Here is a 16,936-nt window from a genome sequence, read left to right as displayed (position 1 = left end):
ATTCTTTTTATATTCCGCTTCAGGGCGAAATAGTGAAGGCTGGTCGACCGCTGGTAAGGCGCCTAGTCCTTGTGGACTTTGCGCTCGATGGCTTTTAAGCGCTTGCTCATTTCATCGATATTCATTACCAGCGCGGCGGTCTTGCGCCAGTTTTTGTTGGGCTGCAGCGGAATTCCGGAGGAGTATACCCCAGGTTCGGTAATTGGTCTCATGACCATTCCCATTCCCGTTACCGTCACTTTGTCACAAATTTCCATATGGCCATTAATGACGCTGGCACCGCCAATCATGCAGTAGCGGCCGATTTTCAGGCTGCCCGCCATGATCACGCCGCCCGCCACCGCGGTATTGTCGCCAATCACCACGTTGTGTGCAATCTGGCACTGGTTGTCAATGATAACACCATTCCCGATCTGAGTGTTATCCAACGCGCCGCGATCGATGGTAGTACAGGCACCGATTTCAACACGATCGCCAATAATCACCGTGCCAAGCTGGGGGATTTTCACCCAGTTGCCGCGATCGTTAGCGTAACCGAATCCGTCCGCGCCGATGACGGTGCCGGACTGGATCAGGCAATTTTCACCGATTTGCACTTCGTGATAAACAGAAACGTTGGCCCACAGGCGAGTTCCCGCACCGATGCGGCTATTTTTTCCAACAAAGCAGCCAGCGCCAATGACCACGTTATCGCCCAGCGTGACGCCGGATTCGATAACGGCGTTAGCGCCGATTGCCACGTTGTTGCCCAGCGTCGCAGCGGCATCAATAACCGCGCTCGGCGCGATATTGGCAGCAGGCTGCGGCGTGGTATCAAGAATTTGCGCCATACGCGCATAGGTCAGATAAGGATCTTTTACGACCAGTGCAGAGCCCTGGAAGTAGTCAAGATCAGCAGCCAGTAACACTACGGCTGATGCCTTACAGGCAGCAAGCTGATCGCGGTAACGACTGTTAGAGAGAAACGTGATTTGGCCGGCCTGGGCGGAGTGCATAGAAGCAATGCCGGAGATGACGATATCGCCATCTCCGTGCAAATCTGCATCCAACTGCTGGGCTAAATCAGCCAGTCGAATTGAAGACATTGATTATTTAACCTGTTTCAGTACATCAGCAGTGATGTCTTTAGATGAGCTGGCGTACGCTACAGCGTTAGCGTCAACAACGACGTCGTAACCTTCGTCAGCCGCAACTTTCTTCACTGCATCCTGAATACGGCTCAGGATTTTGTTACGCTCTTCTGCCTGGCGACGACGGTTATCCTGCTCGAAAGCCTGCGCTTTGCTGGAGAAGGTTTCACGCTGCGCCATCACGTCTTTTTCCAGACGGCTGCGCTCGCTTGCTTTCATGGTAGAACCATCGCGCTGTAGACGCTGCATTTTGGTTTGCAGATCGCGCTCCATGCCCTGCAGCTCAGTTGCCCGGCCTTTGAACTCATTTTCAAGCTGTTTCGCAACTGTCGCACGCGCCGGTAACTGTTGGAAAATGCTGGAAACGTTTACCACTGCAATTTTGTCAGCGGCCTGAGCACCGGCGGAAACCGCCAGAGCGAGAGAGAGGCCTGCGGCACACAACAACTTTTTCACTATAAACTCCTTACCATCAACGTTTGTGTCAAAGACACATGTGTTGCGCGTTAAGGCAGCCGGAGCTGCCCGTGAACGGCGCGATACTCGCGGTGCAACACCGCGAGCGTTGAGAAAAGTCAGACTTCTCTTTTCTCAAATTTTGCCAGCCGCGGCAGTTTACCAGGTTTTACCGATATTAAACTGGAACTGCTCGGCTTTGTCTCCATCGTACTTCTTGAACGGCTGGGCGTAAGAGAACACCAGCGGCCCCAGCGGCGACATCCATTGTAGTGCCAGACCAGCCGACATACGAATGTTGCCCGGATCGCTATAGTCCGGAATACCTGCCGCGCGCGTTTCCGCCGTATTTTCCCATGCGGTATCCCATACGGTACCGGCATCGACAAACAGCGAGGTACGTACGGAATTTGCATATTTTTCGCTCAGGAACGGCGTTGGCGTAATCAGCTCGGCGCTGGCCGTAGCCATCGCGTTACCGCCCACCGCATCGCTTGAGTCACACAGCGTACCGGTTGAGCAGGTGCTTGAACCGTTATTGTAGTAAGCCGCTTTTGGACCAATGGTATTGGAGCGGAAACCACGTACGGTGCTGGAACCACCGGCGTAGAAGTTCTCGTAGAACGGCAGCTCTTTGCCATTCAGGCCATCACCGTAACCAACCTTACCGCGACCCAACAGCACCCAGGTACGATCCTGGTTGAGCGGTACGTACTGCTGCGTATCCAGCGTCGCTTTGTAGAAGGCGTTATCCGAACCAGGAATCGTTACTTTACCATTCAGGTTGGTGCGGTTACCGGAAGTTGGGAAGAAGCCGCGGTCCAGCGTGTTGTACGTCCAGCCGTAGTTAAACGTGAAGTCGTCAGCTGAATAGCTGGCGTTCTTATCGAAACTCGGGTTCTGTCCTACAGATTGCAGATAGCGGAACATCGCGATCTGTGGCTGAATGTGGGACAGGTCGTTATGCACGTAACCCAGACCCACGCGCAGCGTGTTGTTTTCGTTAACCGGGAAGCCCAGCGTACCGTCTGTACCGTAACTTCTGTTGGTATAGTCGGAAAGATCTGCATCATCTGCTTTAAAATCGTTGTAGAAGATGCGGCCGCCCAGGCTGACGCCGTCGACCGTAAAGTACGGATCGGTCAGCGAGAACTCAGCATAGGTCTGGTAGTCGTTTTTGGTGCCGCTGATGCCAACGGTATTACCCGTGCCCAGCCAGTTATCCTGCGTCACGCCAACCTGGAAGCTAACGCCGCTTTCGGTGCCGTAACCTACGCCAAAGTTAAAGGTACCGGTATTACGTTCCTTAACTTTATAAACCACATCAACCTGGTCAGGCGAGCCCGGTACGCGCTGCGTATCGGTATCAACCGTTTCGAAATAGCCGGTACGGTTCAGACGCTCTTTACCCTGCTCAACCAGATCGCTACCCAGCCATGCGCCTTCCATCTGGCGCATTTCGCGGCGCAGCACGGAATCTTTTGAGGTATCGTTGCCTTCAAAACGGACTTTACGTACGTAGTAACGGTTGCCCGCATCAACGTTGACGTGCAGCTTAACGGTTTTATCCGCATCGTTGATTTCCGGCTGCGTCACCACGCGCGGATAGGCATAACCATAGCGACCAAACATCTTCTTGATGTCGTCTTCCATTTTGGTGACTTTGGCACCGTTATAGAGTTCGCCCGGCTGGATTTTAGTCAGAGACTCAACTTCCGCCGAATGGCCCGCCATGCTGCCGTTTACCACTACGCTTGAAAGCTTGTACTTATCGCCTTCGGTAATGTTAATGGTGATGTAGATGCCTTTTTTGTCCGGCGTCAGGCTGACCTGCGTCGAATCAATATTAAAGCGCGCATAGCCGCGATCCAGATAGAAGCTGCGCAGCGTCTCTAAGTCGCCAGCCAGCTTTTGCTTCTGATATTTGCGATCGCCAACCAGGTTCCACCACGGCACTTCATCACGCAGCTGGAAGCGAGAAATCAGTTCGTCGGAACTGAACGCTTTGTTGCCGACAACGTTAATCTGCTGGATTTTAGCGGAAACGCCTTCGGTAAAGACCAGTTTAAGATCGACACGGTTACGCGGCAGTGGCGTAACAACCGCTTTCACGCTGGCACTGTATTTACCCACGCTGTAGTAGAAATCTTCCAGCCCTTTCTCGATAGTCGAGATGGTGGTGCGATCCAGTGCTTCGCCCACGCGCACGCCAGAAGCCTCAAGGTTCTGCTTGAGCATGTCGTCCTTCACCGCCTTGTTGCCGGAGAAGGTGATGCTGGCAATGGTCGGGCGCTCTTTCACCTGCACGATTAGCGTATTGCCGTCTCGCAGAACCTGAACATCCTCAAAGTTCCCGGTCGCGAAAAGAGCGCGAATGGTATTACTGATATCATCATCGGAGACGGTATCTCCCACGCGGACAGGCATACTGAGCAATGCCGCCCCGACGGCGACTCGCTGCAGGCCTTCGAAATGGATATCCTTCACCACGAAGCCGTCTGCCGCGTATACGGTGGCGCTGCTAAACAGCAGCGACGCTATGAGCAACTTTTTCATCGCCATCGTTGTTATGCATTCTTCCTAACTGGTTCTCGCATCAAACGGTCAGGCCGTTAAAGACGCGAGAAATCATTGAATAGTGCAAGCCCCATTAACAGCACCAGCAAAACAGAGCCAATGCGATAACTGAAGTCCTGAACTCGCTCAGACACCGGCCCACCTTTGATCTTTTCGATCGCCAGAAACAGCAAATGTCCACCATCTAGTACCGGCAAGGGGAACAGATTGATAATTCCAAGGTTCACGCTGATTAAAGCGAGGAACATCAGATAATAAATCAAGCCATATTCCGCCGACATCCCAGCACCCTGGGCGATTGAAATCGGCCCGCTGAGATTGTTCAACTTCACTTCGCCGACAATCAGCTTGCCCAGCATCGTTACCGTCAGCTTCATTAGCTGCCAGGTTTTCGCGCTGGCCTCACCAACGGCCGCAAACGGTCCATACTGGCGTACCGTTTTGTATTCATCCGGCAGAGGAATAATACGCGGGATTACGCCCGCAAAGCCTTCTGCTTTATTTCCCGGTCTTGCGTCCGGCGTCAACGTCAAGCTTACAGGGCTGCCCTGACGCTCGACCTCAACCGCCAGCGGTTGACCAGGATTATCGCGAACCAATGTGACAAACTGCTGCCACTGGTCCAGCGGCTGACCATCGACTTTAACGATCCTGTCACCTGCTTGCAAACCTGCTTTGGCCGCCGCCGAGTTGGTCTGGATTTCAGCCAGCACGGTTTCTACCTGCGGCCCGCGTGGCCGAATGCCCAGCGAAGCGACCGGATCCTGCCTGTCAGGCTCAAAATGCCAGTTGCGCAAATCGAGCCGGACGTCACGAACCTGAGCAGTGCCAAACGGCGCCACGCTGAGCGTAGTCTGCTGGTCGCCAATTTTAGTTACCAGCGCCATACGCACAGCTTCCCAGTCAGGCGTTTCGATGCCGTCAACGGCCTTAAGTTCCATTCCTGGCGTAATTTGCGCTTCTGCAGCCTGCGAACCGCTTACTATTTCGCCAACTACCGGGCGAACACCCGGTACGCCGATAATAAAAACGAGCCAGTAAGCCACGATAGCGAACAGGAAATTGGCCAGCGGCCCGGCGCTGATAATCGCCGCGCGTTGCAGCACGGTTTTATTATTGAAGGAGAGATGGCGGAGTTCAGGCGGGACGCTTTCGACGCGTTCATCCAGCATCTTAACGTAGCCGCCCAGCGGGATCAGTGCGATGACATACTCGGTACCCTGGCGATCGCGGCGTCGCCACAGCGCTTTGCCAAAGCCAACGGAGAACCGCTCTACCTTGACGCCGCAGCGGCGAGCCACCCAGAAATGCCCAAATTCGTGCACGGTTATCAGAATACCCAGCGCAACGATAAAAGCGCCAAGGCTCCAGAGTATACTCAACATAAAGTCCCTTATAGCGTGCCGAACACCAGCAGCAGCAGGCAGGCAAACACCGGCACCGCCGCCGTCAGGCTATCGATACGATCCAATATCCCACCGTGGCCAGGAATAAGCTGGCCGCTGTCTTTGATGCCCGCTTCGCGTTTGAACATACTTTCGGTCAAATCGCCTAACACGGACGCCAGCGCCGCGACGAGAGAGCAGGTTAGCAGAACGCCGGGCGAAATGCTCAACGGTGCCCACAGGCCGAACAGCCAGGCGATAACGGCTGAAGTGACGAGACCGCCAAAAAAACCTTCCCAGGTTTTTCCTGGCGATACTTTCGGCGCCAGTTTGTGCTTACCGAACAGGCGGCCAAACATATACGCGCCCGAATCTGCACCCCATACCAGAAGCATGACGTACAGCAGCCACCAGGCACCACTAAAGTGGTCAGTTTCATAATGGTACTGGCGCAGCGCCACCATACCCCAGAAAAACGGCACGATAGTTAACACGCCAAACAGCAGGCGCAACACGCGAGAGCGACGCCATAGCGCCGCAGAACCAGGATAGGTTAGCACCAGCAACAGCGCTGCGATCCACCAGACCAGGGCCGCCCATAGCGAACCGGCAATCTGCGTCAAATGAACGGAATGATGATAGGCAGGAAGGGTAAACATCATCACAGCAAGCAGCAGCCCGCACAGGACGGCCAGCCAGACGCGCTGCGAGCGCGAGGCCAGGCCAGCGAACTGTCCCCATTCCCAGGCCGCCAACATGCAGACGGCCAGCGTGACAATAGCAAATCCGGGAGGCGGCAGCAGAAACAGCGCTGCAATCACGATCGGAATGAGTATTAATGCGGTAATCAGGCGTGACTTCAGCAAAGATTACCTCCAGTGCGCTCAGGCGCCGCCGGGTGCTGCACCGCCAAAGCGGCGCTCTCGTTGTGCAAACGCATTCAGTGCACCTTCAAAAACTTGTTCATCAAAATCAGGCCAGAGAACATCGGTAAAAAAGAACTCCGCGTAGGCAACCTGCCACAGCAAAAAGTTACTGATTCGATGCTCTCCCCCTGTCCTTATTACCAGATCCACCGGCGCCAGGTCATTGAGACAAAGGTACTGACCGAGATTTTCTTCCTCGATCTGGTCTGGACGAATCAGACCTTCCTGCACCTGCTCTGCGATTTTCCTGACACCATGAATAATATCCCAACGTCCGCCATAATTCGCGGCAATGTTCAGGGTGAGTCCATTATTTTGCTGAGTAAGTTCCTCGGCACGGCGAATACGTTCCTGTAAACGGGCGTTAAAGCGGCCGGTGTCGCCAATGATCCGCAGGCGAACATTATGCTTATGGAGGCTTTTTACCTCGCTGTCCAGCGCCCAGACAAACAGTTCCATCAACGCCATCACTTCTTGTGGCGGACGATTCCAGTTTTCGCTGCTGAAAGCATACAGGGTAAGCGCGTCCAGCTTATTGCTGACGGCAAAGCTGACGGCACGACGGACCGATTTTACACCCGCCTTATGCCCCGTAATGCGCATTTTGCCCTGGTTTTTGGCCCAGCGGCCATTGCCATCCATAATGATGGCCACATGACGGGGATGTTCACCCTGCTGGTCATCGGTTTTTATTTGATTTTCGGACGACATAACGCGTAATTATTTCCTTTAATCAGAAATACAATGGTTTCTGAAATACCTTACCTGCTCGACGTAAACAGCCGTATCCTTCACGGCAATGGCAACCAGTTTGTGGCTACTACGCTATACAGGCGGCCGAAGATTGTACCATCTCCGCCCTCACCTCACAAATGGACGCTACCCGTACCAGAAAAACGCGACAGGCATGTTTGTGCCGCTTCTCGCGCCTGGCGATCGATATCCAACACGGCCTCTACGCTTGCTGGCTCACGACAGGAAAGCATTTCCAGCACGCTCATATTTACGCTGGCAATATCCGTAAAGCGGATCTGCTTAGCCAGGAAAGCCGCCACGGCAATTTCATTCGCGGCGTTTAGTGCTGTAGTAGCCGCCTGGCCCGTTTTGCAGGCGTCGATAGCGAGCTTTAAACAGGGATAGCGCGCATAGTCTGGCTCAGCGAAGGTCATTGCGCCCATGCGGGTAAAATCCAGCGGCTTTGCACCGGACTGCACGCGCTGCGGCCATGCCATAACATGAGCAATCGGCGTACGCATATCTGGCGAACCCAGCTGCGCCAGTACGCTGCCGTCACGGTAACGAACCATTGAGTGGATAACAGACTGCGGATGCAGGATCACTTCCATTTGCGCGTCGGTAGCGTTAAACAACCAGCGGGCTTCGATATATTCCAGACCTTTATTCATCATGGTGGCCGAATCGACGGAAATTTTTCGTCCCATCGTCCAGTTCGGATGCGCGCAGGCCTGGTCTGGCGTCATTGTTGCCAGCTCGGCTAACGGCGTTTCGCGAAAAGGGCCACCCGATCCCGTAAGGATAATGCTTTCAATGCCATTATCCCGCAGAGAAGCGTATCCTAACTGGCGCTGGAGGGAAGCGGGCAAACTCTGAAAAATGGCATTATGTTCGCTGTCGACCGGGAGAAGCTGCGCCTTATACTGGCTGACGGCCTCCATAAATAGCTGGCCGCATGTGACCAGCGACTCTTTATTGGCCAGCAGCACCTGTTTACCGGCGCGAATGGCCGCCAGCGTTGGCAACAGTCCCGCCGCGCCAACAATTGCTGCCATCACCTGATCCACATCGTCCAGAGCAGCCAGTTCACAGGCTGCTTTTTCACCGCTCATGACTTCCGTCGCAACATTTAAATCCGCCAGCTTCAGGCGCAACGCAGCGGCAGAAGCCTCATCGGCCATGGCTGCGTAAGCGGGCCGGAAAATATGGCACTGTTCAGCCATCAGCTCAACGTTGTGACCGGCAACTAACGCCTTAACGGCAAACAGTTCGGGATTCGCTTTAATCACGGCCAGCGTGCTGGTGCCGATAGAACCGGTGGAACCAAGAATGGTCAGTTGCTTCATGAGGATGCTCTGTGTAGTAGCCCGCGAGAGCGGCTCGCCAGGCAAAGGAATAAATGCAAAACGCCGTAAGACTGCCCGATAAAAGCGGCAATCTGTACGGCGTTAAGTCACGATACCGATCGACTCAGAAGTCCATCAGTTCCGCTTCTTTTTCTGCCAGCGCGGCATCAACTTTCTTGATGAACACGTCGGTCATTTTTTGAATATCATCCTGAGAGCGACGCTCTTCGTCTTCGCTGATCTCTTTGTCTTTCAACAGAGCTTTCACTTTGTCGTTAGCATCACGGCGAACGTTGCGCACGGAAACGCGCCCCTGCTCGGCTTCGCCACGAACGATTTTAATCAGGTCTTTACGACGCTCTTCCGTCAGCGCTGGCAGCGGAACGCGGATATCGCTGCCCGCCGAGCTTGGGTTCAGGCCCAGGTCAGAAGCCATAATGGCTTTTTCTACCGCTGCGCTGATTGAACGGTCAAATACGTTGATTTTCAGTGTACGGGAATCTTCAACCGTGACGCTTGCCAGCTGGCGCAGCGGCGTGGAAGAACCGTAGTAATCAACCATAATGCCATCAAGAATACTTGGCGAAGCGCGGCCGGTACGGATTTTGCTGATGTGGTTTTTAAACGCTTCCAGGCATTTGTCCATGCGCGTTTCGGCATCTTTTCTGATTTCGTTAATCACGTTGTAACCCTTGGATTCTGGTTAACCTGCCAGGCTCTGCGACCAGAGCCCGTTTTAAGTCATAATATGGGTGCGTTCAGCACTATGAAGGCAGAATATACCTTATTTTACGCGCTAACAGATATTATTGCGTAATCAGGGTGCCTTCTTTTTCGCCCATCACTACACGGCGCAGCGCGCCCGGCTTGTTCATGTTGAAAACGCGAATCGGCAGTTTATGGTCACGAGCCAGCGTAAAGGCGGCCAGATCCATCACTTTCAGTTCACGTTCCAGCACTTCGGTGTAGCTCAGCTGATCGTACAGGGTAGCGTCCGGATTTTTGACCGGATCTTCAGAGTAGACGCCGTCTACTTTGGTTGCTTTCAGTACGACGTCAGCTTCAATCTCAATACCACGCAGGCAGGCTGCTGAGTCGGTAGTAAAGAATGGGTTGCCGGTTCCCGCAGAGAAAATCACCACGCGGTTGTTACGCAGCAGGCTGATGGCCTCTGCCCAGCTGTAGTTATCACAGACGCCGTTCAATGGAATAGCTGACATCAGGCGAGCGTTGACGTAGGCACGATGCAGCGCATCACGCATGGCCAGTCCGTTCATTACGGTCGCCAGCATGCCCATGTGGTCACCCACAACGCGATTCATGCCGGCTTGCGCCAGACCTGCGCCACGGAACAGATTACCACCACCGATAACCACACCCACCTGAATGCCCAGCTCTACCAGTTCCTTCACTTCCTGAGCCATACGATCCAGCACGCTTGCATCGATACCGAAGCCTTCGGCACCTTGCAGGGCTTCGCCGCTCAGTTTTAGCAGGATACGTTGATAAACAGGTTTTGCATTGGTCGCCATGGTTTTTTTTCCTGGAAGATGTCTGTCGATGTGAGGAGTTAAATCTGCACTATCATCCCGCGGGCATTGAAAAAATACTATTGGGATGAGGCTGAAAATTGCCTGAGAAGGCAGATAAAAAAGAACCGCCGGTTGGCGGTTCTTTTCAAGCGATTAAGACTGCTTGGACATTGCCGCAACTTCTGCAGCGAAATCTGTTTCAGCTTTCTCAATACCTTCGCCCACTTCAAAGCGGATGAAGTTAACGACGTCAGCACCCTGCTCTTTCAGCAGCTGGCCAACGGTTTTAGACGGGTCGATAACGAAAGGCTGACCGGTCAGAGAAACTTCGCCGGTGAATTTCTTCATGCGGCCTTCAACCATTTTCTCTGCGATTTCTTTCGGCTTGCCGGACTGCATAGCGATGTCCAGCTGAACCTGGTACTCTTTTTCTACTACTTCAGCAGAAACGTCTTCTGGCTTAACAAACTCAGGCTTGCTTGCAGCAACGTGCATAGCCAGCTGCTTAACCAGCTCTTCGTTAGCGCCGGTTGCAGAGATCAGTACGCCGATACGCGCGCCGTGCAGGTAGCTGCCCAGCACGTCGCCTTCCAGGGAAGCTACGCGACGGATGTTGATGTTCTCACCGATTTTAGCAACCAGTGCAACGCGCTCTTCTTCGAACTGTGCTTTCAGCACTTCGACATCAGTGATTTTGCCGGCAACAGCCGCATCCAGCACTTTGTCAGCGAACGCCTGGAAACCGCCATCTTTAGCAACGAAGTCGGTCTGGCAGTTAACTTCCAGGATCACGCCGTAGTTGCCGTCGATTTTGGTTTTGATCACGCCGTCAGCAGCTACGTTGCCTGCTTTTTTCGCCGCTTTGATCGCGCCAGATTTACGCATGTTTTCGATGGCCAGCTCGATGTCGCCGCTAGCTTCAGTCAGCGCTTTCTTACAATCCATCATGCCAGCGCCAGTGCGCTCGCGCAGTTCTTTTACCAGAGCAGCAGTAATTTCAGCCATTCTCTAATCCTCGGTTAGCTCAGCACCTGCCCGGTTCGCCGGATGGCGCCACGACAGATACCTGTTTCTCGGGAGAAATATTGCCCCGCCGATGGGTCACCAGCGGCAAAGCGAATTCAAAATAAAGGGGCCAATCAAGGCCCCTTACAGATTAACATCTGATTTTACCCTGACGGGTATAAGGGCTCTCTGTGGAGCAAACCTTATTACTCAGCTTCAGCGAAGCTTTCTTCAGCCTGCTGAGCCAGGTCCTGAGAGCGACCTTCACGCACGGTGGTAGCCACAGCGGTCAGGTACAGGCTTACAGCACGGATTGCATCGTCGTTGCCTGGGATGATGTAGTCAACGCCGTCTGGATCAGAGTTAGTATCAACGATAGCGAACACCGGGATACCCAGGTTGTTAGCTTCTTTGATTGCGATGTGCTCGTGGTCAGCATCAACAACGAACAGCGCGTCTGGCAGGCCGCCCATGTCTTTGATACCGCCCAGGCTGTTTTCCAGCTTGGCCAGCTCACGATTACGCATCAGCGCTTCTTTCTTGGTCAGTTTATCAAACGTACCGTCCTGAGACTGAGTTTCCAGATCTTTCAGACGTTTGATGGACTGACGAACGGTTTTCCAGTTAGTCAGCATGCCACCCAACCAGCGGTGGTTAACGAAGAACTGATCGCAGCTCAGAGCGTGCTCTTTTACCGCTTCGCTTGCAGCGCGCTTGGTACCAACAAACAGGATCTTACCTTTACGGGAAGAGATCTTGGTCAATTCAGCCAGAGCTTCGTTGAACATTGGTACGGTTTTTTCAAGGTTGATGATGTGAACTTTGTTACGAGCGCCGAAAATGAATGGCTTCATTTTTGGGTTCCAGTAACGGGTCTGGTGACCGAAGTGTACACCAGCCTTGAGCATGTCGCGCATGGAAACAGTTGCCATGATTACCTCTGTAAATTGATTGGGGTTAAGCCTCCATGTATCCCATACGACCGACCTCGCAGACTGCTTGCGCAGTGATTAAGGCACCCCGGCGTATGTGTCGATACATGTGTGTTATTTACACATAGTGAGATTTATGCGTTTCTCTGCAAACTTTCCCACAGAGAATCGTCGGCGCGCTTTATACCATAAAGCTGCCCGTGAAGCCAATGATTGTTAGCTATCCGTCCCCTGCCGCAAACTGCAATTGGCAGCAGCAAGGTGGGCTGCTAACATTGCTGCACTTCCTTTATTATTGTCGAAAATAGCGACAGCTGCGGACTAAATTAATGGCAATTACAATCAAAACCCCTGAAGAAATCGCAAAAATGCGCGTCGCCGGACGCCTGGCGGCCGAAGTGCTGGAAATGATCGAAGAGCACGTTAAACCCGGCGTCAGCACCGGCGAGCTTGACCGTTTGTGCCACGATTACATCGTTAACACCCAGAAAGCGGTGTCGGCCAGCCTTGGCTATCACGGTTTTCCTAAATCGGTCTGTATTTCAGTCAACGAAGTTGTTTGCCACGGTATCCCGAGTGACGAGAAAATCCTGAAAGATGGAGATATCGTGAACATCGACGTGACCGTCATTAAAGATGAGTATCATGGCGACACGTCAAAAATGTATATCGCGGGCAAGCCGACTATTCAGGGCGAACGTCTGTGCCGCGTAACGCAGGAAAGCCTTTACCTGGCGCTGCGCATGGTCAAACCGGGTATTCGACTGCGCACCATTGGCCGTGAAATCCAGAAATTTGTTGAAGCACAGGATTTCTCTGTGGTTCGTGAGTATTGCGGACACGGCATTGGGAAAGGCTTCCACGAAGAGCCTCAGGTGCTGCATTACGATGCGGATGATGGCGGCGTTGTGCTGCAGGCCGGTATGGCTTTTACCATTGAGCCAATGGTTAACGCAGGCGATTACCGCATTCGCAGCATGAAAGATGGCTGGACGGTAAAGACCAAAGATCGCAGCCTCTCTGCACAATATGAGCACACTATCGTGGTTACGGAAGACGGCTGCGAAATTATGACGCTGCGCAAAGACGATACCATTCCGGCTATTCTGACTGCCGACGCTTAATTCTCTTCCTTGCCAAACCCGACGGCCATTCCGCTGTCGGGTTTTAACAACGCATCAACTCTGCTGCTACTGATTTATCTGGCCCGTCCGTGCGTCCACACTGCAAAAGCATCACGTTAAACGCATTATGGAATCGGATTTTTCTGCCCATTCCAACGCCCGCTTTCCGTTAAAAAGGCAGCTTTTGCGTGATATGCCGCATTTCCTTACCGAAAGCGAAATCAGCCGGTCCTTTTCGATAGACATCAACAGGCGTTTGGTTATAAATTGCACTGACCATAAAGAGTGTAAGGGCATTCCCTTTTTTGCAGGACGCAAGACATTCATACAAGGAGATCGACTTATGGAAACGCCAGTTCCCTTCCTGAACAGATACAGCGATTTTTTATTTTCTGTTTTCCAGAAAAATGGCCACGGCATGAGCGGCTTTACTTTTAGTCAGACTGCAAGCAACTTCCTTTTTTATCCATTCCGCAACAGGTTTAACGTCAGAACTCCAGGCCTCTGCCTTATGCCAGCGATAATCGGGCAGCCAGAGAAGGGAAGAAATAAAGGAGGCAACCATGGGTTATGCGCTCAGGAATGCCACCGCGAATGAATGCAACGAGGATGGTAAGTCCGCTTTACCTGTTTTGCCTGTGTCTGACTGCAGGAGTGATGAAGGAGGAAACGTGACGGAAAATCTTGAACCAAGGGTGAAGAAACTTGAGAGCGACGTGGCCACTATCAGTAAAAATCTGGCTACCCTTACCGTTCGCTCTGAAAGTTTTGCCACCCACGCCGACGTCGCGAACGTTCGTACTGAAATGACAGCTTTGCGCGGCGAGCTGAAAGAAGATATTGCTTCACTGCGTGGCGAGCTTAAAGCAGATATTGTTTCACTGCGCGGCGATCTTACCGGACAAATCATCGCTTCACGCGGTGAATTGCGGGAGGAGCTGCAAAAAGCCATCAACAGGCAAACCGTCCTGCTGCTAACCGTTATCCCGGCAACGCTTGCCGCTATCGCCGCCGTCGCCGCCTGGTTCAGGTAACTACCGTAGACGAACGCCCATCGTTTTCTTTGATCTCTGGTGCCCTGTGACGCTATTGTCACTGCTTGTCTTGATGCCGACAGGCAAACTGCAGGAGCTCTGGCGTGAATACCACAATGAAAGAATACGGGCAGGCTTCTTCTCCTGCTGACTGGCAAGACGCTGAACTGACGCGCGATACGCTAAAACAGCATCTGGAAGATTTTCAGCAGTATCTGGCTGGTGCCTTTGACGCGGGTAAAAATGTTGAGCAGCTAATCGCCGCACGCACGTTGTTTATCGATCGTCTGCTGCGCCGCCTGTGGCGTTTTTACGGTTTTCCCGAGCAGGAAGACATCGCGCTGGTTGCCGTTGGCGGCTATGGTCGCGCCGAACTGCATCCGCTTTCCGATATCGACGTGCTGATCCTCAGCCGCTACCCTCTTTCTGCAGAAGATGCCCAGCGTACCAGCGAGCTGCTCACGCTGATGTGGGATCTCAAACTGGAAGTGGGCCACAGCGTTCGAACGCTGGAAGAGTGCCTGCTGGAAGGTCTGTCGGATCTTACCGTTGCCACTAACCTGATTGAGTCCCGTTTGCTGACTGGCGACGTCGCGTTATTTCTGGAGCTGCAGAAAAACGTTTTCAGCGAGGGCTTCTGGCCTTCCGATCGCTTTTTCGCGGCTAAAATCGACGAGCAGCAGGAACGGCATCAGCGCTATCACGGCACCAGCTACAACCTTGAGCCGGATATCAAAAGCAGCCCGGGTGGATTACGTGATATCCATACCTTGCTGTGGGTAGCGCGCCGCCATTTTGGTGCGACCTCACTGGATGAAATGGTTGGCTTTGGGTTTCTGACCGAGGCGGAACGGAACGAGCTTAACGAGTGCCAGACCCTGCTCTGGCGGATCCGTTTTGCGCTGCATCTGACGTTGAACCGGTACGATAACCGGCTGCTGTTCGACCGTCAGCTAAACGTGGCGCAACGCCTGAACTATCAGGGCGAAGGCAACGAACCCGTTGAGCGGATGATGAAAGATTTTTACCGCGTCACCGGCCGTATCAGCGAGCTAAACCAGATGTTGCTACAGCTGTTTGACGAAGCGATTCTGGCGCTGGGCGAAGATGAAAAGCCGCGCGCTATTGACGAAGAATTTCAGCTGCGCGGCACGCTGATCGATCTCATCGATGAAACGCTGTTTACGCGCGATCCTGTCGCTATTATGCGCCTGTTTTACACCATGGTGCGGACGCCAAACATTACCGGCATCTATTCCACGACGCTGCGCCAGTTAAGATACGCGCGCCGTCATTTGCAGCAGCCGCTCTGCACCATCCCACAGGCTCGTCAACTCTTTCTGTCAATTCTGCGCCATCCCGGCGCGGTCAGCCGCGCGCTGGTGCCGATGCATCGGCATAGCGTGCTGTGGGCTTATATGCCGCAGTGGGGCAATATCGTTGGGCAAATGCAGTTCGACCTTTTCCACGCCTATACCGTAGATGAACACACCATCCGGGTGCTGCAAAAACTGGAAAGCTTTGCTGATGAAGCTACCCGGCCGCGTCATCCGCTCTGTGTGGAAATCTGGCCGCGCCTGCCGCAGCTTGAACTGCTGTTAATGGCCGCGCTGTTTCATGATATCGCCAAAGGGCGCGGCGGCGACCATTCGGTGCTTGGCGCGCAGGATGCGCTGGAATTTGCCGAACTGCACGGGCTTAACTCACGGGAAACACAGCTCGTCGCCTGGCTGGTACGTCACCACCTGCTGATGTCGGTCACGGCACAACGCCGCGATATTCAGGATCCGGCAGAAATCCAGAAGTTTGCCGAGGCGATGCAGAATGAAAACAGGCTGCGCTACCTGGTTTGCCTGACCGTGGCGGATATCTGCGCCACTAACGAAACCTTGTGGAACAGCTGGAAGCAGAGCCTGTTGCGCGAGCTCTTTTTTGCTACGGAAAAACAGTTGCGCCGCGGGATGGAACACAGTCCCGATCTGCGTGAACGGGTTCGGCATCATCGTTTGCAGGCGCTGGCGCTGCTGCGCATGGATAACCTGGACGAGCAGGCGCTGCGTGACATCTGGGCACGCTGCCGGGCGGATTATTTTCTGCGCCATACGCCCAATCAGCTGGCCTGGCACGCCCGTCATCTGATGGAACATGACCTGTCTCAGCCGCTGGTGTTATTAAGCCCGCAGGCCACGCGCGGCGGTACGGAAATCTTTATCTGGAGTCCCGACAGGCCCTATCTGTTTGCTACGGTGGCGGGTGAGCTGGATCGCCGTAACCTCAGCGTGCATGATGCGCAAATTTTCACCAGCCGCGATGGAATGGCGATGGATACCTTTATCGTGCTGGAGCCGGACGGCAGTCCGCTGGCCGCAGATCGCCATGAAACTATCCGCCAGGCGCTGGAGCAGGCCATTGGGCAAAGCAGCTTCCAGCCAGCCAGAACCCGACGCCAGTCGGCCAGGCTAAAGCATTTTAGCGTCGATACCGAGGTTAAATTTCTGCCGAACCATACCGACAGACGCACCTATATGGAGCTTATTGCCCTGGATCAGCCTGGCTTGCTGGCCCGGGTAGGTGAAATTTTTGCCGATTTAAACATTTCGCTTCACGGCGCGCGTATCAGCACCATCGGCGAACGAGTTGAGGATTTATTTATTCTGGCTAACAGCGACCGCCGCGCGCTCAAGCGCGAATTGCGGCACGAGTTGCAACAACGGTTGACAGAGGCCCTTAATCCAAACGATAAAGTGTGACCGA

Annotated in this window: 15 protein-coding genes; 4 read left to right on the top strand and 11 right to left on the bottom strand. The window is 53.6% G+C overall.

Annotation, left to right across the window (positions count from 1 at the left end):
• Positions 1 to 62 precede the first annotated feature (62 nt).
• The 11 genes from lpxD to rpsB all read right to left on the bottom strand — a co-directional run bounded on the left by lpxD (position 63) and on the right by rpsB (position 12,024).
• On the bottom strand, positions 63 to 1,085 hold the full coding sequence (gene lpxD, locus KUE00_RS04260; protein ID WP_246758298.1) for a UDP-3-O-(3-hydroxymyristoyl)glucosamine N-acyltransferase: 1,023 nt from the start codon (positions 1,083 to 1,085) through the stop codon (positions 63 to 65).
• A gap of 3 nt (positions 1,086 to 1,088) precedes the next feature.
• On the bottom strand, positions 1,089 to 1,586 hold the full coding sequence (skp, locus tag KUE00_RS04255; RefSeq protein WP_125289099.1) for a molecular chaperone Skp: 498 nt from the start codon (positions 1,584 to 1,586) through the stop codon (positions 1,089 to 1,091).
• A 159-nt stretch (positions 1,587 to 1,745) separates the two neighbouring features.
• Positions 1,746 to 4,148 (bottom strand): outer membrane protein assembly factor BamA, encoded by a 2,403-nt coding sequence (bamA, locus tag KUE00_RS04250; protein ID WP_246758297.1) that lies wholly within the window; start codon positions 4,146 to 4,148, stop codon positions 1,746 to 1,748.
• Between the two features lie 50 nt (positions 4,149 to 4,198).
• A complete protein-coding gene (gene rseP / locus KUE00_RS04245; protein WP_246758296.1) occupies positions 4,199 to 5,548 on the bottom strand; it encodes a sigma E protease regulator RseP in 1,350 nt (449 codons plus the stop codon).
• 8 nt (positions 5,549 to 5,556) lie between these two features.
• Positions 5,557 to 6,414 (bottom strand): phosphatidate cytidylyltransferase, encoded by an 858-nt coding sequence (gene cdsA / locus KUE00_RS04240; protein ID WP_246758295.1) that lies wholly within the window; start codon positions 6,412 to 6,414, stop codon positions 5,557 to 5,559.
• A gap of 18 nt (positions 6,415 to 6,432) precedes the next feature.
• Positions 6,433 to 7,185, bottom strand: coding sequence for a (2E,6E)-farnesyl-diphosphate-specific ditrans,polycis-undecaprenyl-diphosphate synthase (gene ispU / locus KUE00_RS04235; RefSeq protein ID WP_246758294.1), 753 nt, complete (start codon positions 7,183 to 7,185; stop codon positions 6,433 to 6,435).
• 155 nt (positions 7,186 to 7,340) lie between these two features.
• Positions 7,341 to 8,555 (bottom strand): 1-deoxy-D-xylulose-5-phosphate reductoisomerase, encoded by a 1,215-nt coding sequence (ispC, locus tag KUE00_RS04230; protein WP_246758292.1) that lies wholly within the window; start codon positions 8,553 to 8,555, stop codon positions 7,341 to 7,343.
• 124 nt (positions 8,556 to 8,679) lie between these two features.
• The gene (gene frr, locus KUE00_RS04225) at positions 8,680 to 9,237 is read right to left on the bottom strand and encodes a ribosome recycling factor (RefSeq protein ID WP_246758290.1); all 558 of its coding nucleotides are present in this window, start codon (positions 9,235 to 9,237) and stop codon (positions 8,680 to 8,682) included.
• Positions 9,238 to 9,361: 124 nt separating this feature from the next.
• Entirely contained in the window at positions 9,362 to 10,087 is a 726-nt protein-coding gene (pyrH, locus tag KUE00_RS04220) for a UMP kinase (protein WP_246758288.1), read from the bottom strand.
• Between the two features lie 153 nt (positions 10,088 to 10,240).
• Positions 10,241 to 11,092 (bottom strand): translation elongation factor Ts, encoded by an 852-nt coding sequence (tsf, locus tag KUE00_RS04215; RefSeq protein WP_246758287.1) that lies wholly within the window; start codon positions 11,090 to 11,092, stop codon positions 10,241 to 10,243.
• A 206-nt stretch (positions 11,093 to 11,298) separates the two neighbouring features.
• Positions 11,299 to 12,024, bottom strand: a complete 726-nt coding sequence (rpsB, locus tag KUE00_RS04210; protein ID WP_158781750.1) for a 30S ribosomal protein S2 — start codon at positions 12,022 to 12,024, stop codon at positions 11,299 to 11,301.
• A gap of 329 nt (positions 12,025 to 12,353) precedes the next feature.
• On the opposite strand from rpsB, the gene map reads away from it, so the two are divergent.
• The 4 genes from map (at position 12,354) to glnD (ending at position 16,932) form a co-directional block, all read left to right on the top strand.
• A complete protein-coding gene (map, locus tag KUE00_RS04205) occupies positions 12,354 to 13,148 on the top strand; it encodes a type I methionyl aminopeptidase (protein ID WP_246758286.1) in 795 nt (264 codons plus the stop codon).
• 343 nt (positions 13,149 to 13,491) lie between these two features.
• Positions 13,492 to 13,746 carry a hypothetical protein gene (locus KUE00_RS04200; RefSeq protein ID WP_246758285.1) on the top strand — a complete coding sequence of 85 codons (255 nt, stop codon included), beginning with the start codon at positions 13,492 to 13,494 and terminating at the stop codon, positions 13,744 to 13,746.
• A gap of 73 nt (positions 13,747 to 13,819) precedes the next feature.
• Positions 13,820 to 14,182: a hypothetical protein gene (locus KUE00_RS04195; RefSeq protein WP_246758284.1), complete on the top strand. Its 363-nt coding sequence runs from the start codon at positions 13,820 to 13,822 to the stop codon at positions 14,180 to 14,182.
• A 116-nt stretch (positions 14,183 to 14,298) separates the two neighbouring features.
• A complete protein-coding gene (gene glnD / locus KUE00_RS04190) occupies positions 14,299 to 16,932 on the top strand; it encodes a bifunctional uridylyltransferase/uridylyl-removing protein GlnD (protein ID WP_246758663.1) in 2,634 nt (877 codons plus the stop codon).
• Positions 16,933 to 16,936: the final 4 nt, after the last annotated feature.

The organism is Erwinia phyllosphaerae, from assembly GCF_019132875.1.
Taxonomy (GTDB): domain Bacteria; phylum Pseudomonadota; class Gammaproteobacteria; order Enterobacterales; family Enterobacteriaceae; genus Erwinia; species Erwinia phyllosphaerae.
Note: the sequence above shows the minus strand (reverse complement) of the source record. Positions and strands in the feature narration are given on the sequence as shown.

Coding starts and splice junctions, on each gene's coding strand:
- bamA (WP_246758297.1), bottom strand. CDS start 4,148: ATGGCGATGAAAAAGTTGCTCATAGCGTCGCTGCTGTTTAGCAGCGCC.
- ispC (WP_246758292.1), bottom strand. CDS start 8,555: ATGAAGCAACTGACCATTCTTGGTTCCACCGGTTCTATCGGCACCAGC.
- rpsB (WP_158781750.1), bottom strand. CDS start 12,024: ATGGCAACTGTTTCCATGCGCGACATGCTCAAGGCTGGTGTACACTTC.
- ispU (WP_246758294.1), bottom strand. CDS start 7,185: ATGTCGTCCGAAAATCAAATAAAAACCGATGACCAGCAGGGTGAACAT.
- glnD (WP_246758663.1), top strand. CDS start 14,299: ATGAAAGAATACGGGCAGGCTTCTTCTCCTGCTGACTGGCAAGACGCT.
- pyrH (WP_246758288.1), bottom strand. CDS start 10,087: ATGGCGACCAATGCAAAACCTGTTTATCAACGTATCCTGCTAAAACTG.
- KUE00_RS04200 (WP_246758285.1), top strand. CDS start 13,492: ATGGAAACGCCAGTTCCCTTCCTGAACAGATACAGCGATTTTTTATTT.
- rseP (WP_246758296.1), bottom strand. CDS start 5,548: ATGTTGAGTATACTCTGGAGCCTTGGCGCTTTTATCGTTGCGCTGGGT.
- tsf (WP_246758287.1), bottom strand. CDS start 11,092: ATGGCTGAAATTACTGCTGCTCTGGTAAAAGAACTGCGCGAGCGCACT.
- map (WP_246758286.1), top strand. CDS start 12,354: ATGGCAATTACAATCAAAACCCCTGAAGAAATCGCAAAAATGCGCGTC.
- lpxD (WP_246758298.1), bottom strand. CDS start 1,085: ATGTCTTCAATTCGACTGGCTGATTTAGCCCAGCAGTTGGATGCAGAT.